We start from the raw sequence: 22,486 nt of genomic DNA, 5'->3' as shown, positions 1-22,486 counted from the left end.
ACAAACCCACTGGCCACAAACCTGAAACGGTGACCCGCGAAGTCCGGGCCTAGAAGATGAGGGGCACGACACTCCTAAATGCCTGCTGACCTGCCGTTACACACTTGCGGGACCCTCCATTGATCGTCGCTGTTTTTCATCACCTTGTGCAACGTGCGTGCAAGATGATCTTAAATTGGTGACGATGCATCAGGGACATCTGAGTGACCGTCAGCCTTCACGGAGAGTGCTCGCCAAAGGGGCCTCGCAATGTCCGCACCGACGGTGCCACTGGCGTTCCTGAGATTCGGAGTTCAGTCCTCGCCGCGCACGCGCATCAAGCGCACTACACCGCTACGGCCAGTTCCAGCCCGGACCTCACACGTACCGGCTCTCCTTCGATCACCCGGCTGACCCCCACGTCCGGGTCGGCGACCTGCCGACCGAGGCGCCCGCCGACAGCATCCGCGACGACCCTGCCCGGGAGCACGTCGAGACGAGCAGTGAAATGCGTGCTGCCGTCGTCGGGCCTGCCAACGGGATGGGAGGGCGGACTCATACGTCGAGGCCAGCAAGGTCGTCAAGACCATGAAGGACACCAGCGCGGACATGTCCGTCAGAGGCTTCGCATGCTTGTCTACCCGTCCGGCGTTGACGTGTCCAGCTCTGCCCTCCGCTTCCTTGCCGCCCGCTGAGAGAACGTCGGCACGCTCTCGGCACGCGGTGGCGGCGCCCGAGTGCGGGCCGACAGGCCCTGCTCACCCTCGCCCACCTCCGCAACGGCCAGCCCTGCGCCCAGCTCGCAGCCGGTTTCGGGATCGGCACCACCACCGCCTACCGCTACATCACCGAGGCCATCGAACTCCTGGCCGCCCTCGCCCCCATGCTCGCCGAAGCAGTACGGGCCGCATCGATGAAGGCGTACCTGATCCTCGACGGGACGCTTCTGCCGATCGACCGGATCGCCGCCGACCGGCCCTTCTGCGCGCCCTGGCCCAGTCGGACAGGGACCGGGGCATCGGCATCGTCATCTCCGCCACCGGGGAGACCATGACGGGCGCGATGGGCTGGCTCAGCGCCCTGAAACGGCACCGCAAGGGCGTCCTCCTCGGCCCGCAGAGCATCCTGGAGGGCGACTTCGTCGGGGCCCGTCTGGCCCACGCCCACCTGCGCGGCCGCAGACCCGGCCGCGGCCTCACCGTCGACCCTCGCTCAGGGGAACTGATCAACGTCCAGATCCCGGAGACCGTGCTCGACGGAACGGACCGGGCGGCCTGACACCGGCGAGGCCGAGGGGATGGGCCCCGCCCACGGCGTCTGCGTCATCGGCGCTGTCACGGGTCTACGCGGCGGCCTGCGACGCCGAGGGGTGCGTGCAGGCGGAGGCTCCGGAGAACTGGTGCCAGGTGTACGCGACCGAGACGAGTGTCTTGTGGTGGTGCCAGCCGGGGAACGAGCGCCCCTCGAAGTCGCTGAGCCCGAAGCGTTCACGCAGTGGCTGTACGACCCCGCCGGTGCCGGTCTGCGCGCCGGCCAACGCGATCAGTTCGTCGATGTCGGCGTGCAGCAGGTTGGTCACCCAGATGCCGGTCGGCCTGGTGCCCTTGGGACACCAGGCGGCCAGCAGCCGCAGGGTGTGGTCGGCACGAGGCAGGTGAACCGGACCGGAAAGAGTCCATACGACCGCGGCCCGTGCCTGGCGTCCCTGCGAGGTGTGCGCCCGGGGCGGGGCGCTCCGGTGCAGCAGTCGGTCGTCGACACACAGGCGCCCGGCAGGCAACGCCGCACCCGCTCGCCGCTGCGTTCCCAGGTGGGGACCGACGCGCATCGTCAGGTTGTCGGCGATGGAGACGACGAACTTGGCGCCGCGGCCGCTCAGCCCGGTGACCAGGGCTCTGGCGTCGAAGAACTCGCGGGCGTCCGCCAGTACCGGGAGCGGCGGCCCCTCGGAGCGCGCGGTCTGGGCCTCGACCAGTTCCAGCCCGAGAGCCCACAGGGGACGGGCGCCGGCCGTGTCCGGCAGCCGGGCTCGGCGGCGCAGCTGCGGGTCGTCGCACCAGGCCTCGGACAGATGGAGCCGCCAGTCGACCGGTATGTCGTCGCAGCAGGTGGAGAGCAGCAGGGCGAGGCCCACCTGGCAGTTGACGACGCGCCCGGCCTCGGCGTCGAAAGCCTGCTGCACACCGACGGAGTACTGGCCCCGTTTGGGCGTGACGACCGGTAACAGGCTCCAGGCCCGCACGGTGGCCCGCTGCTCCGTCCAACGGGCCAGGGCGCTGCGCGAGGGCTCCCACGGCCAGGGGCTCATGCTGATGAACCGATGCAGCGACTGGGACGCGGTGGGTACGTCGGAGACCGCGGCCGCCATGCGCCGTGCGGACTTCTTGCCCGGCGTACGCAGCAGCCCCATGAGGTACGTCTGCGCCCACCGACGCTGGTCCTGGCGTGGCAGATGACCGAACACGGCCGCGCCGAACTCGGCGAGCGCTGTCCGGTAGGCCGGATCCTGTTCGTGTGGTGTGCGGTTCGTGGTCATGCGCTCTCCCCGTGATCAGCGTGACCCAGCACCTGCCGGGCAGCAGGTTGTCCAGCACTTTGAGTTTTTCGTGACGAAAACAAAGGATTACGCACACTTTGCGAAGATGTTACGAACGTCCTCCCCAGCAGAGACAAACCCCATCACGACCGGAACGGTTGCCTCCCGCCTGCGGCGACGGTCGTCATTTCGCCAAGAACAACTGCCGGTGCATCTTTCGCAAGTCGGCGTTGCATGGATCGCGCCCCAAGTCCGAAAGTTGCCCCGCAAGCCGGGAAACGACCCCCATGACCGATTCAGTGGAGGAAGTTCGTCATGCGACAGCTGCGAGCCGTCCGTACCCGTTCGTCGATGCGGAGCGACCGGCGGGCCGGCGCCCCCAGAAAGCCTCCGGCAGAAACGTTGTGGCAGCGGGGCTCCGCCTCGTACGTACGGGAGCTCGTATGACGAGGCGAACCACCAGCCGCGTCCTCGTGTCCCAGCACCGCCGGCCGGGAGCCGACACCGCGCCCGAACCCGGTGAGACCTCGCTCCAGGTCGGTGTCCTCGGCCCGCTGTCCCTCGTCGTCGACGGCCGCAACTGCACTCCCAGCGCGCCCAAGCCCCGTCAGCTCCTCGCCTTCCTGATCCTCAACGCCAACCGTCTGGTCCGGGCCGACGAGTGCATCGCGGAGTTGTGGGGATCCCACCCGCCGAAGACTGCGATGTCCACACTCCAGACCCATGTGCTGTACATCCGCCAGATTCTGCGCAACGCGTCCGCGGACCGCAGCCACACGCTGGTGACCCGCAACCAGGGGTACCAGCTCAAGGTGGCGGCGCAGGCCAGCGACCGGCTCCGGTTCGAACACCTCGCCCAGCGCGGCCGGGAGGCGTCCGTGACCGGATCCTTCGCGCGCTCCTCCCAGCTGCTCGGCGAGGCCCTCGCACTGTGGCGGGGGCCCGCCCTCACGGACGTGCCGTCCGGTGCGCTCAGCTCCGCTCATGTCATCGAACTGGAAGAGGCCCGCAAGGGTGTGCTGGAGTGGAGGGTCGAGGCCGATCTCCAGTTGGGCCGGCACCAGGACCTCCTCGACGAACTCGGCACACTGGCCACGCAGCATCCGACGCACGAGAACATCCAGGCCCAGTACATGCTCGCGCTCCACCGTTCCGGCATGCGGCCCCAGGCGCTCGGCGTGTTCCACCGGCTCCGCTGTCGGCTGCGGGACTCCTTCGGCATCGAACCGGTGCCACGTCTGCGGCGACTGTACGAGGCCATCGACGCGGAGGAGCCCGCGCTCCTGCGGCTGACGGGCTGTACGGCCACCTGACCGGCCACGGCGGAACGCCCGCGCCGGCCCCCGCAGCCTTCGGCAACCCTTTTTCCGGGAATGGTGTTCTATCAGTGATGGACAACGCAGCCGAACAGTTGACCGATCTGTTGGCAACGGATCTGGACGACGGTTTCACGGAACTGGTGCGCGTCCACGCCAAGGGCGTGCACGCGTTCCTGCTTCGTGTGTCCGGGTCGCCCGCCGAGGCGGACGATCTGGGGCAGGACACGTTTCTGCGTGCCTACACGGCGCTGCAGGGCTACGGCCCGGAGCGGCGGCGGGCGCTGCACCCGCGTGCCTGGCTGATGACCATCGCGGCGAACGTGTGGCGCAATCATGTACGCAGCAGTACCCGTCGCCCCGTGTCCGCCGTCCGGGTGGACGACGCGCAGGACAACTGGCCGGACGTGAATCCGGGCCCGGCGGAACGGGCCCTGAACGCGGACGACCGGGGCCGCCTGGTCGCCGCGCTGTCCGAGTTACCGGAGTACTACCGGATACCGGTGGTACTGCGTCACGTGGTCGGCATGAGTTATGCGGAGGTCGCTCAGGTGCAGGGCTGTCCCGTCGGGACGGCCAAGGCCCAGGTCTCGCGTGCGATGGGCGACCTGCGTCGGCTGTTGGGGACGGAAGAGGAGCTGAGGGAGGTGACTACATGAACAGGAAGGATCACGGCGGGCCCCCCGTGTCGCAGAACGACGCGGTTCCGGCCGGCGAGCTGGGCGCACCGCCGGTACCCGTGGACTTCGCCCTGAGGGTCCTGCAACGCGTGGGCATCCCGCGTGAGCGCTACGACACGTATGTGCGGCTGGACTCACCGGCGGGCGGACTGTTCGTGGCCTTCGCGCCGGAGTCCGTCACCGGGTCCGCGCTGGCGACGTCGGTACTGACGGCCGAGCGGTTCGAGGAGTCGCACCGCTCACGTACCGGCCGGTCCGCGATCCCGGCGCGCAAGCCGTTTCCCGGGCTGACGACCGCCCTGCGCACCGGGCGGGCCAAGAAGCTGCCGCTGGACCCCCGTCCCGTGGACGAGGCGACGGCCGCCGTCCTGCGAGCGGTCCGGGCCATCCCCGCAGGGCAGTTGCGCCCCCTCTCGTGGGTCGCCCGGGAGGCGTCGCCTGCGTACACGGGGACCAGCGACGCCGTCCTGGGCGTGCTCGCGCGCAACCCGTTCGTCGTGCTCGTCCCCTGTCATCGGGTGACGCACGAGAACGGAGCGCCGTGCGACGCCGCGTACCTCCCCGGCACCGGTGACGCGCTGCGCGCCGCCGAGGGGATCGACATGGCCGGGGTGCACCGGTGGTCGCACAGCGGCGCGGTGTTCCTCGGCAGCGACACCACCCACATCTACTGCCATCCCACGTGTGCGCACGCCCGGCGCATCACCGCGCCGCACCAGGTGCCGTTCGCGACCGCGCGGGACGCGCACCGGGCGGGCTACCGCGCCTGCAAGAGCTGCCGGCCCGTGTCGGTCTGAGCAGGCGTCCTGAGTAGGCGTCAGCGGGCGCCCGCGTGGGCCTGGACGTCGCCTGCGGTGGAGGTGGCGCCCTGGATGTTCCGGTGGATCCGGAGCGTCGCGGTGGAACGGTTGAGCGTGATGTAGTGCAGGCCCGGGGCGCCTTCGGCGAGCAGCCGCCGGGCCATGGCCGTGGCGTGGTCGACGCCGACGCGCCGGCCCTCCGCCGGGTCGTCCCGCGCCTCCTCCAGCTTGTCGGCGAGGGCCTTCGGGAAGGTGGCGTCGCTCAGCTCGGCGAAGCGGCGGATCTGTCGTACGTCCGTGGCAGGCATGATCGCGGGGATGATCGGAATGTCGCAGCCGGCCGCCGAGACCCGGTCGCGCAGGCGCAGATAGTCCTCCACGCGGAAGAACATCTGGGTGATGGCGTAGTCGGCGCCCGCCCTGCATTTCGCGACGAAGTGCCGGATGTCGCTGTCCCAGTCCACCGAGCGGGGGTGCCGCTCGGGGAAGGCCGCGACGCCCACGCCGAAGTCGCCCGACTCACGCACCAGGCGCACCAGTTCATGGGCGTACCGCAGACCCCGCAGGTGCGGGACCCAGAGGCCGCGCGGGTCTCCCGGCGGGTCTCCGCGCAGTACGAGGATGTCCCGCACGCCGGCGTCGGCGTACTGTCCGACGATGTTCCGCAGTTCCGCCACCGAGTGGCCGACGGCGGTCAGGTGCGCTACGGGCCGCAGGGTCGTCTCGGTTGCGATCCGTCGGGTGATCCCGACCGTGCGGTCCCGGGACGACCCGCCTGCGCCGTAGGTCACGGAGACGAACGAGGGTGCGAACGCCTCGACCCGCCGGATCGCGTTCCACAGGGTGCGCTCCCCCGCCTCGGTCTTCGGCGGGAAGAACTCGAAGGAGAAGGAACACTCACCCCGCGCCAGGATGTCCCGCACCCCGGCAGGGCGCCGGGCCGCTGCCCCGGCGCTCATACCGCCGCCCCGCTCGTCCGCGCCATGATGTCCTGGGCGACGGCCGGACCGTACGCGTGCTCGATCCTGAGCAGCAGGTCGGCGGTGGACACCTTGTACTCCTGTGTACCGACCGACTCCAGGACCAGGGCCGCGATCGCGCACCCCAGTTGCGCGGCCCGCTCGTACGGCCACCGCCGGGCCACGCCCGCGAGGAAGCCCGCGCGGAAGGCGTCGCCCGCGCCGGTCGGATCGACGACGGCGGACGGGGGGACGGCGGGTACCAGGTCCCGGGGCCGGCCCGCGCGGGCGATGCTCACGCCCTGCGCGCCGAGGGTGGTGAGCCAGCTGCCGACACGGCCGAGGATCTCGTCCTCGGTCCAGCCGGTGAGCTGCTGGAGCAGGGCCGCCTCGTACTCGTTGGTGAACAGGAACAGGGCCCCGTCGACGAGGCTCCGTGCCTCGTCGGGTGAGACCCGGGCGAGCTGCTGGGAGGGGTCCGCGGCGAACGGGATGCCCAGGGCGCGGGCCTCCTCGGTGTGCCGGAGCATCGCCGCGGGGTCGTTGGGGGCGACGACCACCAGGCCGAGACCGTCCTCGGAACGGGCCGCGGACTCGAGGGAGATGTCCCGTGCGGCAGACATGGCACCGGCGTAGAAGGTGGCGATCTGGTTCTGGTCGGCGTCCGTGGTGCACACGAAGCGGGCGGTGTGCAGGGACTCGCTGACCAGGACCAGACCGGTGTCGACACCGCCCGCGTGCAGCCATTCGCGGTACTCGGCGAAGTCCGGGCCCACCGCCCCGGCCAGCAGCGGTCGCTCACCGAGCCTGCCGAGCCCGAGTGCGATGTTGGCGGCCACACCGCCGCGACGGATCTCCAGTTCGTCGGCGAGGAAGGACAGCGACACGCGGTCGAGCCGGTCGGCGACGAGCTGGTCGGCGAAACGTCCGGGGTAGACCATCAAGTGGTCCACGGCGATGGAACCGGTCACGGCGATGCGCACGGAGGTCTCCCTCGGGGTTCGGATCAGGGTCTGGGTCTGGATCTGCGCTGAGTCCGGGTCCGGGTCCGGGGCCTGTCTTCGGTGGATCAGGTCGGAGCGAGGCTGCGGCGTCTCGTCGGGCGCCCGGGTCGCAGGGCGCCGCAGACGCCGGCATCGGCCGCCGGACGGGTCCTTCTACAGGCCGGCCGCGTCGCGCAGGGCGTCGACCCGGTCGGTGCGCTCCCAGGTGAAGTCCGGGAGCTCCCGGCCGAAGTGGCCGTACGCGGCGGTCTGGGCGTAGATCGGACGGAGCAGGTCGAGATCGCGGACGATCGCCCCCGGCCGCAGGTCGAACACCTCGCCGATGGCCCGCTCGATACGGTCGACGGCCACGGCCGCGGTGCCGAAGGTCTCCACGAACAGGCCCACCGGCTCGGCCTTGCCGATCGCGTACGCCACCTGCACCTCGCAGCGCGAGGCCAGGCCCGCGGCGACCACGTTCTTCGCGACCCAGCGCATCGCGTACGCCGCCGAGCGGTCCACCTTGGACGGGTCCTTGCCCGAGAAGGCGCCGCCGCCGTGCCGGGCCATGCCGCCATACGTGTCGATGATGATCTTGCGGCCGGTCACGCCCGCGTCACCCATCGGGCCGCCGATCTCGAACCGGCCGGTCGGGTTCACGAGGAGGCGGTATCCGTCGGTCTCCAGGTTGATGCCGTCCTCGGCGAGTTGCTTGAGGACGCCCTCGACGACCAGCTCCCGGACATCCGGGGTGAGCAGCCCGTCGAGGTCGACGCCGGCGGCGTGCTGCGAGGAGACGACCACCGTGTCCAGACGGATCGGACGGCTGCCCAGGTACTCGAGGGTGACCTGGGTCTTCCCGTCCGGACGCAGGTAGGGGATGGTGCCGTCCTTGCGGACCTCGGAGAGACGACGGGCGAGCCGGTGGGCGAGGAGGATCGGCAGCGGCATCAGCTCGGGCGTCTCGTCGCAGGCGTAGCCGAACATGAGGCCCTGGTCACCCGCGCCCTGATGGCCGACGTCGGCCGCCTCTCCGTCGTTTCCCTCGACGCGCGACTCGTACGCGGTGTCGACGCCCTGTGCGATGTCCGGGGACTGGGCGCCGATGGAGACGGAGACGCCGCAGGACGCGCCGTCGAAGCCCTTGACGGAGGAGTCGTAGCCGATCTCCAGGATCCGTTCGCGGACGAGCCGTGCGATCGGCGCGTACGCCCGCGTGGTGACCTCGCCGGCGACATGGACCTGGCCGGTGGTGATGAGCGTCTCGACGGCGACCCGGGAGGCCGGGTCCTCCCGCAGGAGCGCGTCGAGAACCGTGTCGCTGATCTGGTCGGCGATCTTGTCGGGGTGGCCCTCGGTCACGGACTCCGAGGTGAAGAGACGGCGGGACATGTCAGCTCCCTGGGTTGACGGTGGACGGCTGCGGGCGTGGGGCCGAGGCCGGGCTCAGGGCCCGGTCGACGAGGGGGCCTGCGACACCGGTGTAGGTGACCGGGTCCAGGAGGGCGGCCAGTTCCTGGTCGTCGAGGTGGGCGGCGACTTCCGGGATCGCGCCGAGCACGGTGTGCAGCGCGGAGCCCTCGCGTTCGGCGGTCGCGGAGGCCTCGGTGAGCAGCTGCCGGGCGCGGGCGCGGCCGAGCAGCGGTGCGAGGACGGCGGCGACGCGTTCGGACACCAGTTGGCTGCCGGTCAGGCCGAGGTTGGCGCGCATCCGCTCCGGGCGTACCACCAGCCCCTCGGCGAGCTCGGCGGCGGTGTGGGCGGCGCCGCCGGTGAGCCGGAGGCATTCGCGCAGCAGCAGCCACTCCGCGTGCCAGACTCCGGCCGACCGTTCGTCCTCGGTGACCAGACACTGGGTCAGGGCGCCGGCGAGGGCCGGTACCTGGAGAGCGGCGCTGCGGATCATGGTGGCGAGGACCGGGTTGCGCTTGTGGGGCATGGCGGAGGAACCGCCGCGGCCGGCGACCGCGGGCTCGCCGACCTCGCCGACCTCGGTGCGGGTCAGGGCCTGTGTGTCGACGGCGAGCTTGCCCAGTGCTCCGGCGGAGAAGGCGAGGGCTGCCGCGAGGTCGGCCGGCGGGGTGCGCAGGGCGTGCCAGGGCAGCACCGGGCGGGCGAGCCGCGTCTCGGCCGCGAAGGCGTCGACGAGCCGGTCGGCGTAGTCGCCGGGGTCCGCCGCGGCGCCTTCGAGGCGCGCGTACTCCAGGTATCCGGCGAGCGTTCCGGCGGCGCCGCCGAGCGAGACGGGCAGGTTGTCCGAGACGTCGGCCAGCCGCCGGCCGGCCTGGCGCACCAGCTCCCGCCAGCCGGCCGCCTTGAGCCCGAACGTGATGGGTACGGCGTGCAGGGCGAGGGTGCGTCCGGCCATCGGGGTGTCGCGGTGGCGCTCGGCCAGGCGGGCCAGCGCTTCGGCCGTACGGTCGAGGTCGGCCCGGATCAGGCGCAGGGCGCGCCGGGCCACCAGCATGGCCCCCGTGTCGAGGATGTCCTGGCTGGTGGAGCCGCGGTGTACGTATTCGGCGGCGTCGGGAGCGGTCTCGGCGACCAGCCGGCCCAGCTCCTGGACCAGGCCGACCACGGGGTTCGCCGTCTCCCGGGAGGCGAGCGCGAGGGCGCGCGGATCGAACCGGCGGGCGTCGGCCGCCTCGGTGATCGCCTCGGCGGCCCAGGTGGGCACGGTACCCAGTGCGGCCTGGGCCCGGGCCAGTGCGGCCTCCGCGTCGAGCATGGCCTGGAGCCACGCGAGGTCGCAGACCGCGCCCTCGACGGGGACGCCCGCCCGGACCGGCGACAGCAGCCCGCTGTCCGGGCCCGGTGCCGTACCGCCGTCCTGCTCCGGGGGCCGGCGGGACGCTGTTGCGGACTCGGCGGTCATCGGCGCACCTTCTTCTCCGCGGCGGCCGCGGTGGTCCGGTTCCGGCCGGAGGGGAGCCGTGCGGACGCGCCCCGGGCGGGTCCGAGGTTCAGCACGGCGCGGGCGATCGCGTCGGAGTCGCCGAGGGTCACGGAGTTGACGCCGGGCCGGATGCCCGCGGCGGTGACCCAGTGGACGGCCTCGGTCGGGACGCCGTAGGCGAACCGGCGTGGGTGGACCCGGCCGTCGGCGGCCACCACGTGATAGGGCCGCTCGGTGACGGACACCCCGCCGGTCTCGTAACTCGTGCCGCAGGTACCGGCGATGCGGTACGGAGTGATCTGTCCGGTCGCCAGCAGGTGGCCCAGCAGAGGGTCGTCGGTGCGGCGCACGTCCGGCTCGGGCAGGCGGGCCTCGATCAGGACGCGGGCGCGGACCGGGGCGCCGCCCACCCGGTCGGAGGTCGCCTCGAAGGCGGGCGGCCCGGGGTGGTCGGTGCGCACGGCGACCCGCATGCCCGGCCCGACCAGTCCGACCGTCCCGGCCTCCACCAGGGCCATGAGCTCCTCGATGCGGGAAGCGGGCGGGCCGATCGACAGGAACGCGTTGAGGGGGGTGTACCAGCCCTGGAGGTCGTCCCGGTAGGAGTTGCCCTCCAGCCGGCCGTGGTCCACGACGAGGCGGATCTCGTTGCGCAGGTCGCGCAGAACGTCCAGTGCGGCCTTGAGCGGGCCGCTGATGTTCCCGGCCCGCGCCCCGCGCACGTCCTCGGCCAGGTACTCCAGCAGCCAGCCGTGGAAGTCTGCCCGGTCGGTGAAGACCCGTGCGCCGTAGGGCAGGGAGATGCGCTGCCAGTCCCAGCGGTCGTCGGCGCCGATGCCGTACTCGTCGAGCAGCCGCTGCTCGTCCTCGCCTGCGGGCACCGCCAGATAGCGGTCGACGAGCCCCGCCTGTTCCCCGGCCCGGCCCGTCGCGGTGAGCAGCGTTCCGTAGTAGACGCTCTCGACCTCCTTGGCGATGAGAGGCCATACGTCGCTGCTGAAGTGGATCCGCTCGCCGTCCACCGCCCGGTCGGCCAGCTTCTCGATCCGTTCGGGCGTGAGCAGCCGGGGCAGATGACGGCCGTGCGCGCCCTTCTCGTTCTCGCCGCGCGCGTGGTAGGGCACGCCGCGCCGGGATCCGGCGTACAGCCTCGGCTCACGGCCCGAGGGCACATAGCGCAGTCGGCCGCCGGCGCGTTCGAACCGGCCGCCGTTTCCGACGGTGAGCAGGGCCATGTGGTCGAAGAAGTTGAGCCCGAGGCCGCGCAGCAGCACGGGTTCGCCCGGCCGCAGCGCCGACAGGTCCACGTCCGCCGGGTTGGCGGGCAGGACATGTGTCAGGCCCCTGGCCCTGGCCTCCTCGGCCAGGCCCGTCTCCTGCGGCGTGGCCCTGGCGGGCACGTGTCCCTGGGCCAGCACCACCGCGTCGAGCCCGGTCAACCGGACGCCGTCGGTGAGCGTCAGGGTCTGGGCCGGCCCCTGGCCGGTGTCGTCGAGGGCGACGGCCGTCGTCCGGTGCACCCGTACGGTGATGTGGTCCGGGGCGCCGCCGACGATCCGGTCGAAGCACTCCTCCAGGTAACGGCCGTACAGGGCGCGGCTCGGGTAGGAGTCAGGACCGCTGCGCCGCGCCTCGGCCAGGAAGGCGGCGTCGGACGGGGCGCCAGGTTCGGCCGGGGTCCCCGGCAGGGACAGGGCGGACGCCCATTCGTAGAGGCTGGGACCCTCCTCCACGGGCCCTTCCATCTCCACGCTGTGGTCGGTGTAGACGGTGACCTGGGACGCCACGGTGTTCATGAGCAGATGCGGCGACTGCGCGGTGCGCCACACCTGACCGGGGCCGGGCCGGAAGGGGTCGACCACGTGGACGATCACCGAGGAATGGGAGGGGGACTTCCGCTCGTTGGCGCAGATCCGCTCCAGTACCGACAGTCCACGGGGCCCAGCACCGACGATGCAGACCGTGAGATCCCCGCTGCTCATCTCGCTACTCCGATACATGTGGAAGGGGCAGGTGCACGCGTGGTCATGCGGCAGCCGCGACCAGAAGGCTGGTTTCGAGAGAGAGTCCGTGTACGGATTCCAGCCGCAGCCCGGCTGCCGAGAGCAGGTCGCGATAGCCGGCGAGGTCGCGTTCGCGGCCGCCGGCGGCCATGAGCAGATGCAGGTCGTACAGCAACGGCAGGAGAGTCTCGCCGTGCTCGGGGACGACCCGTTCGAGGATCAGCAGCCGGCCGTCCGCCGGCATGGCCGCGCGGATGTGGTGGAGCAGGGTCGCGCAGCGGACGTCGTCCCAGTCCTGCAGGACGCGGGAGAGCAGGTACAGGTCGCCGCCACCGGGCACCCCCTCGAAGATGTCGCCCGCCCGGACCTCGTAGCACCCAAAACCGACCGCCTCGTCCAGGTGGGCGGTGGCCACGGGCACCATGTGCGGCTGGTCGAAGAGGATGCCGTGCAGCCGGGGGTGTCGTGCGAGCACCGTGCCGAGGAACGCTCCGCTGCCGCCGGCGACGTCGACCACGGTGCGGTGGCCGGCGAAGTCGAAGACGTCGAGGACGTCCGGGAAGAAGACGTTGCCCGCGTTCATGGCGCGCTGGAACTTGGCGCCCAGTTCGGGGTCGCGCAGATAGGTGTGGAGCGACATGCCGAACGCGTGCTGGAATCCGGAGGTCCCGGTCCGCACGGCGGGGACGACCGCGCCCCACGCGCGGTGGAACTCCTCGCCGTAGATGCGGACCATGTCGCTCATGGACTGCGGGGCGTCGGACCGCAGCAGTTCCCCGGTGGAGGTGAGCCGGTGGCCGGTGGACACGGGGTCCAGGACGTCCATCGCGGTCAGCAGCCGCGTCAGCCGGCGGATGCCGTCCGGGTCGGACCGGGTCTGTTCGGCGAGCGCTTCGTCGGTGGTGTGTCCGGCGGCGACGTGGTCGGCGACGCGAAGGGCGACGGCCGCGTACAGCGCCTGGGCCTGCCACGTACCGGTGATGATGTCGACGACCCGGCGCACTGCTTTCTGGTCGGGCATGCTCGTTCCTCTTCGGTCGGCAGGCTGACGCGGGATCAGGCCGCGGACTTCGCGACGGTATTGGTGGCGGGCCGGCTCAGTACGTCGTGGTGGCTCTCGCGCAGCGTCCGCTTGAGGACCTTTCCGGTCACGCCGACGGGGAGGTGGTCCCGCTCCGCCGTGAGGATCAGCGCGTTCAGACGCGGCAGACCGGCCTTGTCGAGGGCCGCGTTGCACACCATGAGGAGGTCCGCGGCATCGCGGTCGATGCCGTCCGCGTAGTAGACAACGGCGGCGGGGCAGGACCTGCCGGGCTGCTGGGGATCGTCGACCGCGATGACCGCGGCGTCCAGGGCCCGGGTGGTGTTCAGCACGACCTCTTCGAGGGGCAGGCTGTGGATGTCGCCGGCGGCGGCCCGGATGACGTCGGGGGTGCGGTCCAGGTGGTACCAGTTGCCCTCGCCGTCCTTGCGGACGATGTCGCCTGTGAGGAAGTAGCCGTTGAGGATGGACTGTTTGGTGAGTCCCGGGTCGTCCCAGTAGCCGGGAGTCACACTTGCTCCCTTGACGCCGAGCAGGCCGGCCTGGCCGTCGGGCAGTTCACGCCCGGACGGGTCGAGAACCGCCGCCTCGCGCACCACGCCGACGGGCTTGCCGATGTGACGCCCGTAGTGGTTCGACCGGTCGGTGTGGGCGGCCTTGAACAGCACCATGCCCATCTCGGACGAGCCGAGGCCGTCGACGTAGACCGATCCGGTACCGGGGGTGCCGAGGGCGGTCAGCGGACGGATGTGCCGCTCGTGCGAGGCGTCGCCCATGCCGTTCCAGGTGTGCACGTGCCGGGCCGCGTCCGGGCTGATGGCGGCCGGGTCGATCTCGGCGAGGGTGAGCGGGAAGCCGAGGACGATCGTGGGCTTGAAGGCGTTGACCGCGCGAGTCACCCGTTCTCCGTTCGCGCCGTCCACGATGAGCGTGGGAATGCCCAGCAGCAGGGCCATGGACAGATAGCTGATGCCGGCCGAGTGGCTGTGCGGCAGCGCCGTCAGGAGCCGGTCGGAGCGCAGCGACGGGAACGTCCACAGCCGCTCGCGCTTGCCGGCGAAGAACGACCGGTGGTGGAAGACGGGCGCCTTGGGACGGCCGGTGGTTCCCGAGGAGTGGGACACCATGACCAGGTCGTCGGCGGCGTGTTGGTGGGGGAACGACGGGATGGGGCCGCGCGGCCGGACGGCCTCCGTGTCGAGGACCTGGATGTCCTGGACGGACGGGGCGGTGGCGCCCGCGGTCTGCCAGGCGGAGGTGAGGTCCTTCAGCAGGTCGGCGTCACCGACGACGAGCCCGGTGCCGGTGCGCAGGAAGTACTCGGACGCGGTCTGCGGTGCCATGCGCGGATTGCAGTGGACGGCCGCCGCGCCGAGCGAGGTGACGGCGATGTGGTGGAGCAGCCCGTGCAGCCCGTGGCCCGTGTAGAGGCCGACGTGCGAGCCCCCGGTGACACCCTGTTCGCGGTACCAGTTCGCGTACCGCAGGACGGCGAGCCGGATGTCGTTCAGGGAGAAGCCCTGCCATTCCCGGTTTTCCCAGGCCGGCTGTGTGACGTCCGGGTGGAACAGGAGTGGCCGGTCCCGGTCCTGCGAAATCCGCCAGGCGTGCCAGAAGAAGTTTCCCGCCCCAAGATTCCTGTTCGTGTAGAGGCGTAGTCGCTGCACAACCGACCGGTGCGTGCCCAGGAGAAACATGGAATACCTCACGCTCGGGGGACTCGGAGAAGTCGGACAGGTGGCGGAAGAGAGTGTCCAGGCAGCTTCTAAAGAGTCCCTGGAGAAGAACTCGATATTTCGCTGAGCAGCATCTCCATTAATCCTTCAGAAGGTATTGAGAAGATGCCGCCCCTGTTTGCGTGAACTCAGGCTGGAGGCCAGTTCGATGGACCGTCCTTCGCATACGCCGGTCGCCATCGTCGGGGGCGGTCCCGTGGGGCTGCTGCTCGCGCTCTTCCTGGACCACCACGGGTGCGAGTCGGTCGTCTTCGACAGCGCGGACTCGGTCCTGGCGGAGCCCCGGGGCAGCACCCACGGCGCCCGCACGATGGAGCACTACCGCAGGCTCGGACTGGCCTCGCGGATACGGGAACTGGGGCTGCCCGGCGGCCACAGCGCCGGCATCTCCTTCTTCACCCGCTACAGCGGCCATCTGCTGACCCACCTGCCGTGGCCCGGCGCCGACGAGGTGCGGGCCGGGGTGGCGGCGGCCGACCGGACCGACCAGGTGCCCGAGCCGATGCACCGCGCGAACCAGATGTACGTCGAACAGCTGCTGCTGGCACACGCCCGCACTCGGCCGGGCATCGCGCTGCGCTACGGCCACCGGGTCACCGCGGTCCACGAGAGCGACGACCGCGTCATCGTCGCCGTGGCGGGCCCTGGCGGGCCCCGCACCTGGGAAGCGCGGTACGCGGTCGGCTGCGACGGCGGGCACAGCCTCGTACGGCGCTCGCTGGGCATCTCGTACACCGGCGAGGGCTCGCTGGACCAGGACGTCCTGGGGCGCCGGGCGACCGCCGCGCGGCTGCGCGTGCCGGGGATGTACGGCCGGTTCCTGCGGGAGCACGCCGCGTGGAGCAACTGGGTCTTCAATGGCGAGATCGCGCTCAACCTGATCGCCCTCAACGGCGCCGACGAGTTCTTCCTGCTGACGAGTTCGGCCGATCCGGACGACCCCGACGAGGGCGCGATCGTGGAGCTGGTACGCCGGGCCGTGGGCGTCCCGGTCGAGGTGGAGGTTCTCGGGCGCCGCGCCTGGACACCGGGCGCCGCACTGGTCGCCGAGCGCTTCGGGGCCGGGCGCGTCTGGCTGGCCGGAGACGCCGCGCACCTGTTCACGCCGAACGGCGGGTTCGGCATGAACACGGGGGTGGACGACGCGGCCAACCTGGCGTGGAAGCTGGCCGCCGCGGTGCAGGGCTGGGCGGGCCCGGGCCTGCTGCCGTCGTACGAGGCGGAGCGCCGGCCCGTCGCCCTGCGCAACACGGCGGCCGCCCGTGAACTGAACATCGCCCTCGGGGCCGTCGAACGGCCGCCCCTCCTGGAGGAGGACAGCGCCGCGGGCGAGGCGACCCGGCTGCGGACGGGGGCGGCGCTCGCCGCGTACGGCCGGCTCACCATGGACACGCTCGGGGTGCAGCTGGGCGCCCGCTACGACGCGTCGCCCGTCGTCCTCGCCGACGGTGCCACGCCGCCACCGGACGACTTCACCTCCTACACACCGTCAGGGGTGCCCGGCGGACGCGCCCCGCATCTGTGGCTGGACGAGGAACACGGGCCGGGCGGCTCGCTCTTCGACCGGATCGGGACCGGGTTCACCCTGCTGAGTCTGTGCGGCGTCCACCAGGACACCTACGGGTTCGAAAAGGCCGCCAGAGAATCCGGCATTCCGTTTTCCGTGGTTCAGGTGGACGACCCCGCCGGGCGGGAATTGTACGGGCGGGACCTGGTCCTCGTACGGCCGGATCAGCATGTGGCCTGGCGCGGCAACCGGCCGCCCCGAAATCCGGCGGAAGTACTGGCACGCGTCACCGGACAGTAACCTTCCATCTCTGCCCCGGACATAAGAAACGGAAATTCGGAGTCCCCTTCCAAGAGGCGGTCCGGAACGCCTGCCGAAGAGTTGCCAAAGTGGGCGTCCGGACCGTCCTTATGTGCCAGATCGTGGTTACGCTGGAAGAGTTGACGCACTGGCACATTAAACGGGGAGAGATAATGCGTTTCTCGATACTTGGACCCATGTCCGTCACAGAGAACGGCAGCTACCGGACTCCCAGCGCGCCCAAGCACCGCCAGATGTTGGCTCTGCTCCTGCTGAGCGCCAACCGCGTGGTGTCCATGGGGCAGTTCGTCGAGGAGCTGTGGGAGTACAGCCCGCCTCCTCGCGCGGTCGCCGCGGTGCACACCTATGTGATGCAGCTGCGCCGCATGCTCAAGGAGAGCGAGGCGTCACCGACGTCCAGGGACTCTGGCCGGATCGTCACCCGCGACCAGGGCTACCTGCTCCGCGTCCGGGACGGCGAACTCGACCTGAACGCCTACGAACACCGGATCCGCGCCGGACGGGCCGCCCTCGACGCCGGGAAACTCGACGAAGGAGTCCGGCAGTTACGGGCCGCCCACACGATGTGGACCGGGCCGGGCTTCATCGACGCGCCCACCGGGCCACTGCTGCGCGCCGCACTCGCGGCGATCGGACAGACCCACACCGAATCCGTGGTCCAGCGCATGGACGCCGAACTCCGGCTGGGCCGCCACCACCAGCTGCTCGCCGAGCTCCATGCCCTTGTCCACCGGGATCCCGCCAACGAGGAGCTCACCGGCCAGCTGATGCTGGCCCTGTACCGGTCGGGCCGTCAGGCCGACGCGCTCGGTGTCTTCCAGCGGCTGTGCGACGTACTGCGCACGGAACTGAGCACCTCCCCCAGCCGGCGCATCCACCATCTGATCACCGACATCCTGGCCGGACACCCCCGCCTGGAGCCCCCGTCCGCAGCTGAGTTCCGCCCCTCCCTGGACGCGGGCGTCCCCAACCCACACCCGCACACCACTCACCCCCGGACCCCATCGACGACCCGGTCCGGGGCCCACCCCATACTGCTGGGCGCATGACCCGCCACCCCACCGGTCCGGCGGTCGGGCCGTAGGCCCAGGTAGGCGGTGAGCGCTACGCATGCCGTCAGGGCCGTGCAGCACCAGAAGACCCGGCCAGCGCCCGCGGCCGGGTCCGTCGGGGCGCCGGTCCCGGTGTACAGGGTCACCGCCAGGCCCAGTCCCAGGGCGGCGCCGATCTGGCCTGCGCACTGCACCACCCCGGCGGCCGCCCCGATCGCCGAGGGGTCCAGTGTCGACACGGACGCCAGCTCGCAGGCCATCCACAGGACGGGCAGGCCCGCCCCTATGAGCAGCAGCCCCGGCAGGACCTCCGTCGCGTACCGCGAGTCGGGCGACAGTCTCGTCAGCAGTACGAGACCCGAGCCGGTGAGCCCGCAGCCGGCCAGACAGGACCTGCGCGGGCCGAACCGTCCCAGGGCCCGGACACACCACCGTCCCACCACCAGTACCCCGCCCACGACCGGCAGCAGGGCACACGCGGCGGGCCAGGCGCCGTACCCGCGCGCCTCCTGGAGGTACAGGCTGCCGACGAACACCACGGGGCCCGTCGACGCGGCGACGAACACTATGCCCAGCGCGCTGACCGCGAGCGGACGGTTGCGCAGGACCACCGCCGGCAGCAGCGGACCGGATGCCCGCGTCCGTCTCCGCCACCGCGAGAACGCCCCTCCCAGGAGTACCGCCACGGCGAGCGCGGTCCACGTGGGGAACCCGAACCCGTGCTCCGCGAGACCCACCAGCGCGTACACCAGCGACAGCAGCGCCCCGGCCGGCAGCAGCGCCCCGCGGACGTCCAGGGCGGTGTCCGGGTGGTGTTCACGTACGTCCGGGCCGAGCCGCCGGGCCGCCACCGCGGCGCCCAGCGCGAGTGGGACGTCCAGCAGGAACGCCCAGCGCCAGCCGAGGTGGCCGGCCGCCAGGCCGCCCGCCAGTACGCCGGCGACGGCGCCGATGCCGCCGGACGCCGTCCACCGGGCGAGGGCCCTGCGCCGCTCCGCCTCCCCCGGCACCACGGTGAACAGCACGCACATGGCGGCCGGGACCATCGCCGCCGCGGCCACCGCCTGGCCGGCCCGGCCCATCAGGAGCACCGTCGCGCTCGGCGCCAGCGCGCACACCAAGGACGCGGCGCCGAAGCCGGCCAGGGATCCACGCAGCAGCCGGCGCGCCCCGTACCGGTCGCAGAGCCGGCCCCCGAGCAGTTGCAGGCCGCCGACCAGCACGACGTACAGGTTGGTCACCCAGTGCGCCTCGATCAGGCTCATGGAGAGGTCGCGTCGGATACCGGGCAGGGCCAGGACGACGAGGCCGGCGTCCGCGTTGGCCAGCAGCGGGGCGCACGAGACCAGCAGCACCACTGAGCTGTGCGGGCGGGGCGCCGAGGAAGGCATGGGAGCTCCTGGGAGGAGGGCGAGGAGGGAGCAGGGAGGGAACGGTGTTCAGAACCCCGCCGTCCGATCGCCGGTTGCAGCCCCGGGCCCGTGCAACCCGTTGGGGGCAGCCGGTGTTCAAACCTGTGAGAGCGCGCCACTGAGTTCTCCCCTGCCTCTCGGGCGAGGGTCTCGATCTAGCGAAGGACAAGCATGGATCTCAACCTTTCCGGCCGCGTGGCCGTGGTGACCGGAGCCTCCAAGGGCATCGGCCTGGCCATCACGCGTTCGCTGCTCGAAGAGGGCGCCAAGGTCGTGGCGGTCTCCCGCAAGGGCACCCCGGAACTGGAGCAGCTGGCGGGCCCGGACCTGCTGCACGTCCCCGCCGATCTGATGGACGCCGAGGCACCGGCGCAGGTCGTCGCCCGCGCGATCGAGCACTTCGGCGGCATCGACATCCTCGTGAACAACGCGGGTGGCCCGCCGCCCGGTGTCTCCATGCCGCGCACCGGCTTCTTCGACAGCAGCGACGATCAGTGGCAGGCGATCTTCGAGTTCAACCTGTTCTCGGCCGTCCGTGCCATCCGCGCGGCCATCCCCGCCATGATCGAGCGCGGCGGCGGCTCCATCGTCAACGTCTCCACCGGCATGGCCCGCCAGCCCGCACAGGTCAACATCGAGTACGGCGCCGCCAAGGCGGGTCTGTCCAACCTGACCAAGGCGCTGTCGGAGGAGTTCGGCGCCCAGGGCATCCGCGTCAACACCGTCTCCCCGGGCGCCGTGCTGACCGCCTGGTGGACCGAGGAGGGCGGCGCGGCCGACATCATCGCCGGCATGGCGGGCGCCGACCGTGACAGCGTCATGGAGAGCATCGCCCCGCAGATGATGGGCCAGGTCACGGGCCGCCTCATCACCCCGCAGGAGGTCGCCGACGCGGTCCTGCTGCTGGCCTCGCCGCGCTCGGCGAGCACCACGGGCTCGGACTACGCGGTCGACGCCGGGTTCCACAAGAGCGTCTGACGCGGCCGTTTCGGACCGGCTCGCTCGGGCCGGCCAGCACGACAGGACCCCGGTGGCCAGCAGGCCACCGGGGTCCTCGGCTTCGTCTGCCGCACACCTACTGGACGCCGGGGGTCTCGCCCCGCTCACGCGCCGGCCCGGCGAACTGCCGGGCCACCTCGTCGGGCAGTGTCTCGAGTTCGGCGATCTCCAGCGGGCCGCGCTCCATGTACTCCGGGTTGCAGGCCCGGTAGCCGAGCAGCCGGGCGAGCGGTGCCAGGGCACCGTTCATGATGCGCTGGACCGGCCAGGGCCGGTCCGTGAACCTCAGGACGTCGGAGAACTCACGCATCGTGACGGCGTGCTGGAGCAGGTTCGGCCGCCCCTCCACGTCCGTCTTGCCGTCCTGGGCGAGGCCGAACAGCTGACGCAGGATCAGTTGCTCGAAGCGCTCGGCCCGGTTGACCAGCTCGACCACCGCGAAGGACGTCTCCTTCTCGGTGTTGCCGAACCAGCGGTGCACCGTGCCGGCCGGCACGGTCACGGTTTGCCCGACCTCGTCGAGGATGACGTCGCGGCCACCCACGTGCACCCGCAGGCTGCCGCGCACCAGCGTGAATATCTCCTCGCTGAACGGGTGCGTGTGGTAGCCGGCGGCGAACCCGCCGGGCTCGACGTAGAGATCCATGACCGCGCGTTCACCGCCGGTCTGCGCGGCGGGCGTCCTGATGACGATCTTCTCCCGACACCTGGGGTTGTAGTAGACCTCGCCCGGGCGGACAGCCATGTCTCCTCCAAGTGGGAACGCTCGGCCGGCCCTCCGGACGAGCTCCTGCCGCCCAGACTCGTCCAGGCCCCCGCCCGTCACACCACCGATTCTTGCTGCCTCGTTCGGGACCGCCGGGCCGACAGCAGCGGGACCGTCACCGCGAGCGCCGCGAGCGCCGCCCCGAGAACCGGCCCGGCCGGCACGCCGTACCCGTCGACCACCAGGCCGCCGAGCAGCGACCCCGTCGCGAGCGACAGCTGTACGGCGGTCACGAAGACGGCGAGAGAGCTCTCGGGCGCCTCCGGCACGGCCTTGGCCATCGCGGTCTGCAGGCTCAGCGGCACCATTCCGAAGGCCGCTCCCCAGACCACGACGAGAACGCTCACCAGCACGGGCGAGCCCGCGCACACTGGCAGCAGCGCGACGGCCGCGGCGAGTGCCGCGGCCGCCCCGCCGACGGTCCCCCGCACGGAGCGGGCCAGGGTCAGCCCGGCCAGGAAGTTGCCGCCGATCCCGGCCACTCCGTACGCGAGCAGCACCGCGGCGATCGCCGGGCCGCCGAAGTCCGCCTGGCGTTCCAGGTAGGGCCCGACATAGGTGTACGCGGCGAAGTGCCCGAGGAACACCAGGGCGGTGGTCAGCAGCCCGCCCCTGGCCGCGGGGCTGCGCAGGACGGCCGCCAGGGCCCGCCGGCCGATCACGGGGCCGGCGGGCAGCGGCGGCAGGTACCGCAGCTGGGCGGCCAGGGCTCCGAGCGCCACCAGACTGGCGGCCCAGAACGCGGTACGCCAGCCCGTGCTCCCGCCCGCCAGCGCCGCGAGCGGAAGGCTCGCCACGGTGCCCACCGAGATGCCGGCGGTGACCAGGGAGGCGGCCCGGTGCGCGGACTCGGGCGGCACCAGCCGGGGTGCGACCGCCGCGCCCACCGCCCAGAACCCGCCGAGTGCCGCGCCGAGCAGGACCCGGCCGGCGAGCATCGTCGCCAGGTTCTGCGACACGGCGCACAGCAGGTTGGCCACCGCCGTCAGGGCGGCCAGTGTCCACAGCACCGTACGGCGGTCCAGGCGCCCCGCCGTCAGGGTCAGTACGGGGGCGGCGACGGCCGCGGCGAGCCCGGGCGTCACGACGAGCAGGCCGGTCACGCCGGTCGACACGTCGAGGTCGGCGCCGATGTCGGTCAGGGCGCCCACCGGCAGCAGTTCGGAGAGCACCAGGACGAAGGAGCCGAGTGCCACCGAGATCACGGCGGGCAGACCGCCGCGCCGGGAGTCACCGGTGACGCCGGCCTGCCCCCGGGGTGCCGGTGCGGTCCCCTCCGTCCGCGCCGTCACGGCTTCGGCAGCCGCACGGACTGGCTGTGGTGGAACACGTTGCCCGGGTCGTACTTGGCCTTGATCTTCTGGAGCCTGGGATAGCTGTTCTTGTAGTACAGGGTGTACCAGGGCACCTGGGACTTGTTGTACGCCGGGTCGTGCAGGTCGATGTCCGGGTAGTTGACGTAGCAGCCGTCGGTCACGGCGTTCGGGACCGGTACGCCG

At 71.6% G+C, this 22,486-nt stretch carries 20 protein-coding genes and 1 pseudogene; 8 read left to right on the top strand and 13 right to left on the bottom strand.

Annotated features, from left to right (window positions below):
- Positions 1-325: 325 nt before the first annotated feature.
- On the bottom strand, positions 326-538 hold the full coding sequence (locus RB628_RS33385) for a hypothetical protein (protein ID WP_318324366.1): 213 nt from the start codon (positions 536-538) through the stop codon (positions 326-328).
- A 70-nt stretch (positions 539-608) separates the two neighbouring features.
- Here RB628_RS33385 and RB628_RS33380 point away from each other — a divergent pair.
- Positions 609-1,015: pseudogene (locus RB628_RS33380) on the top strand (helix-turn-helix domain-containing protein); the annotation flags it as partial.
- 14 nt (positions 1,016-1,029) lie between these two features.
- Positions 1,030-1,257, top strand: coding sequence for a hypothetical protein (locus tag RB628_RS33375; protein WP_318324365.1), 228 nt, complete (start codon positions 1,030-1,032; stop codon positions 1,255-1,257).
- A gap of 64 nt (positions 1,258-1,321) precedes the next feature.
- On the opposite strand, the gene RB628_RS33370 is transcribed toward RB628_RS33375, so the two are convergent.
- Complete coding sequence (locus RB628_RS33370) at positions 1,322-2,515, bottom strand: transposase (protein WP_318324364.1); 1,194 nt, start codon at positions 2,513-2,515, stop codon at positions 1,322-1,324.
- 443 nt (positions 2,516-2,958) lie between these two features.
- On the opposite strand from RB628_RS33370, the gene RB628_RS33365 reads away from it, so the two are divergent.
- The 3 genes from RB628_RS33365 to RB628_RS33355 all read left to right on the top strand — a co-directional run bounded on the left by RB628_RS33365 (position 2,959) and on the right by RB628_RS33355 (position 5,308).
- Entirely contained in the window at positions 2,959-3,828 is an 870-nt protein-coding gene (locus tag RB628_RS33365) for an AfsR/SARP family transcriptional regulator (RefSeq protein WP_318324363.1), read from the top strand.
- A 77-nt stretch (positions 3,829-3,905) separates the two neighbouring features.
- Positions 3,906-4,490: an RNA polymerase sigma factor gene (locus tag RB628_RS33360; protein WP_318324362.1), complete on the top strand. Its 585-nt coding sequence runs from the start codon at positions 3,906-3,908 to the stop codon at positions 4,488-4,490.
- Entirely contained in the window at positions 4,487-5,308 is an 822-nt protein-coding gene (locus RB628_RS33355; RefSeq protein WP_318324361.1) for an Ada metal-binding domain-containing protein, read from the top strand. Before RB628_RS33360 ends, RB628_RS33355 begins: the two co-directional genes overlap by 4 nt.
- Before the next feature lie 20 nt (positions 5,309-5,328).
- Here RB628_RS33355 and metF read toward each other — a convergent pair whose 3' ends face one another.
- The 7 genes from metF to RB628_RS33320 all read right to left on the bottom strand — a co-directional run bounded on the left by metF (position 5,329) and on the right by RB628_RS33320 (position 14,891).
- On the bottom strand, positions 5,329-6,270 hold the full coding sequence (gene metF / locus RB628_RS33350) for a methylenetetrahydrofolate reductase [NAD(P)H] (protein WP_318324360.1): 942 nt from the start codon (positions 6,268-6,270) through the stop codon (positions 5,329-5,331).
- Entirely contained in the window at positions 6,267-7,253 is a 987-nt protein-coding gene (locus RB628_RS33345; protein ID WP_318324359.1) for a carbohydrate kinase family protein, read from the bottom strand. The genes metF and RB628_RS33345 overlap by 4 nt, the downstream gene beginning before the upstream one ends.
- A 174-nt stretch (positions 7,254-7,427) precedes the next feature.
- Positions 7,428-8,645 (bottom strand): methionine adenosyltransferase, encoded by a 1,218-nt coding sequence (gene metK / locus RB628_RS33340; protein ID WP_318324358.1) that lies wholly within the window; start codon positions 8,643-8,645, stop codon positions 7,428-7,430.
- 1 nt (position 8,646) lies between these two features.
- Positions 8,647-10,128, bottom strand: a complete 1,482-nt coding sequence (locus RB628_RS33335; RefSeq protein WP_318324357.1) for an adenylosuccinate lyase family protein — start codon at positions 10,126-10,128, stop codon at positions 8,647-8,649.
- The gene (locus RB628_RS33330; protein ID WP_318324356.1) at positions 10,125-12,131 is read right to left on the bottom strand and encodes an FAD/NAD(P)-binding protein; all 2,007 of its coding nucleotides are present in this window, start codon (positions 12,129-12,131) and stop codon (positions 10,125-10,127) included. The genes RB628_RS33335 and RB628_RS33330 overlap by 4 nt, the downstream gene beginning before the upstream one ends.
- Positions 12,132-12,174: 43 nt before the next feature.
- Entirely contained in the window at positions 12,175-13,173 is a 999-nt protein-coding gene (locus RB628_RS33325) for a methyltransferase (RefSeq protein WP_318324355.1), read from the bottom strand.
- Between the two features lie 35 nt (positions 13,174-13,208).
- Positions 13,209-14,891, bottom strand: a complete 1,683-nt coding sequence (locus tag RB628_RS33320) for a class I adenylate-forming enzyme family protein (protein WP_318324354.1) — start codon at positions 14,889-14,891, stop codon at positions 13,209-13,211.
- 187 nt (positions 14,892-15,078) lie between these two features.
- On the opposite strand from RB628_RS33320, the gene RB628_RS33315 reads away from it, so the two are divergent.
- Together RB628_RS33315 and RB628_RS33310 are read left to right on the top strand one after the other, a co-directional pair.
- Positions 15,079-16,737 carry an FAD-dependent monooxygenase gene (locus RB628_RS33315; RefSeq protein WP_318324353.1) on the top strand — a complete coding sequence of 553 codons (1,659 nt, stop codon included), beginning with the start codon at positions 15,079-15,081 and terminating at the stop codon, positions 16,735-16,737.
- 197 nt (positions 16,738-16,934) lie between these two features.
- A complete protein-coding gene (locus RB628_RS33310; protein ID WP_318324352.1) occupies positions 16,935-17,807 on the top strand; it encodes an AfsR/SARP family transcriptional regulator in 873 nt (290 codons plus the stop codon).
- Here RB628_RS33310 and RB628_RS33305 read toward each other — a convergent pair.
- A complete protein-coding gene (locus RB628_RS33305) occupies positions 17,747-19,201 on the bottom strand; it encodes an MFS transporter (protein ID WP_318324351.1) in 1,455 nt (484 codons plus the stop codon). The two genes, RB628_RS33310 and RB628_RS33305, sit on opposite strands and share 61 nt — an antisense overlap.
- Before the next feature lie 192 nt (positions 19,202-19,393).
- Here RB628_RS33305 and RB628_RS33300 point away from each other — a divergent pair, with 192 nt between their 5' ends.
- Entirely contained in the window at positions 19,394-20,200 is an 807-nt protein-coding gene (locus RB628_RS33300) for an SDR family NAD(P)-dependent oxidoreductase (protein ID WP_318324350.1), read from the top strand.
- Between the two features lie 97 nt (positions 20,201-20,297).
- Here RB628_RS33300 and RB628_RS33295 read toward each other — a convergent pair whose 3' ends face one another.
- The 3 genes from RB628_RS33295 to RB628_RS33285 all read right to left on the bottom strand — a co-directional run.
- Positions 20,298-20,966 carry a cupin domain-containing protein gene (locus tag RB628_RS33295; protein ID WP_318324349.1) on the bottom strand — a complete coding sequence of 223 codons (669 nt, stop codon included), beginning with the start codon at positions 20,964-20,966 and terminating at the stop codon, positions 20,298-20,300.
- Positions 20,967-21,043: 77 nt separating this feature from the next.
- Positions 21,044-22,279 carry an MFS transporter gene (locus tag RB628_RS33290; RefSeq protein WP_318324348.1) on the bottom strand — a complete coding sequence of 412 codons (1,236 nt, stop codon included), beginning with the start codon at positions 22,277-22,279 and terminating at the stop codon, positions 21,044-21,046.
- On the bottom strand, positions 22,276-22,486 hold a 211-nt coding region (locus tag RB628_RS33285), incomplete at its 5' end, for a BBE domain-containing protein (protein ID WP_318324347.1). The genes RB628_RS33285 and RB628_RS33290, both read right to left, overlap by 4 nt.

This window comes from Streptomyces sp. ADMS, from assembly GCF_033441795.1.
In the GTDB taxonomy this organism is placed as follows: domain Bacteria; phylum Actinomycetota; class Actinomycetes; order Streptomycetales; family Streptomycetaceae; genus Streptomyces.
The sequence above is the reverse complement of the archived record's forward strand: the minus strand, read 5'-3'. Positions and strand labels throughout refer to the sequence as shown.

Excerpts from the sequence above, each read along its gene's own strand:
- RB628_RS33385 (WP_318324366.1), bottom strand. The coding sequence starts at position 538 with ATGAGTCCGCCCTCCCATCCCGTTGGCAGGCCCGACGACGGCAGCACG.
- RB628_RS33375 (WP_318324365.1), top strand. The coding sequence starts at position 1,030 with ATGACGGGCGCGATGGGCTGGCTCAGCGCCCTGAAACGGCACCGCAAG.
- RB628_RS33370 (WP_318324364.1), bottom strand. The coding sequence starts at position 2,515 with ATGACCACGAACCGCACACCACACGAACAGGATCCGGCCTACCGGACA.
- RB628_RS33365 (WP_318324363.1), top strand. The coding sequence starts at position 2,959 with ATGACGAGGCGAACCACCAGCCGCGTCCTCGTGTCCCAGCACCGCCGG.
- RB628_RS33360 (WP_318324362.1), top strand. The coding sequence starts at position 3,906 with ATGGACAACGCAGCCGAACAGTTGACCGATCTGTTGGCAACGGATCTG.
- RB628_RS33355 (WP_318324361.1), top strand. The coding sequence starts at position 4,487 with ATGAACAGGAAGGATCACGGCGGGCCCCCCGTGTCGCAGAACGACGCG.
- metF (WP_318324360.1), bottom strand. The coding sequence starts at position 6,270 with ATGAGCGCCGGGGCAGCGGCCCGGCGCCCTGCCGGGGTGCGGGACATC.
- metK (WP_318324358.1), bottom strand. The coding sequence starts at position 8,645 with ATGTCCCGCCGTCTCTTCACCTCGGAGTCCGTGACCGAGGGCCACCCC.
- RB628_RS33335 (WP_318324357.1), bottom strand. The coding sequence starts at position 10,128 with ATGACCGCCGAGTCCGCAACAGCGTCCCGCCGGCCCCCGGAGCAGGAC.
- RB628_RS33330 (WP_318324356.1), bottom strand. The coding sequence starts at position 12,131 with ATGAGCAGCGGGGATCTCACGGTCTGCATCGTCGGTGCTGGGCCCCGT.
- RB628_RS33325 (WP_318324355.1), bottom strand. The coding sequence starts at position 13,173 with ATGCCCGACCAGAAAGCAGTGCGCCGGGTCGTCGACATCATCACCGGT.
- RB628_RS33320 (WP_318324354.1), bottom strand. The coding sequence starts at position 14,891 with ATGTTTCTCCTGGGCACGCACCGGTCGGTTGTGCAGCGACTACGCCTC.
- RB628_RS33315 (WP_318324353.1), top strand. The coding sequence starts at position 15,079 with ATGGACCGTCCTTCGCATACGCCGGTCGCCATCGTCGGGGGCGGTCCC.
- RB628_RS33310 (WP_318324352.1), top strand. The coding sequence starts at position 16,935 with ATGTCCGTCACAGAGAACGGCAGCTACCGGACTCCCAGCGCGCCCAAG.
- RB628_RS33305 (WP_318324351.1), bottom strand. The coding sequence starts at position 19,201 with ATGCCTTCCTCGGCGCCCCGCCCGCACAGCTCAGTGGTGCTGCTGGTC.
- RB628_RS33300 (WP_318324350.1), top strand. The coding sequence starts at position 19,394 with ATGGATCTCAACCTTTCCGGCCGCGTGGCCGTGGTGACCGGAGCCTCC.
- RB628_RS33295 (WP_318324349.1), bottom strand. The coding sequence starts at position 20,966 with ATGGCTGTCCGCCCGGGCGAGGTCTACTACAACCCCAGGTGTCGGGAG.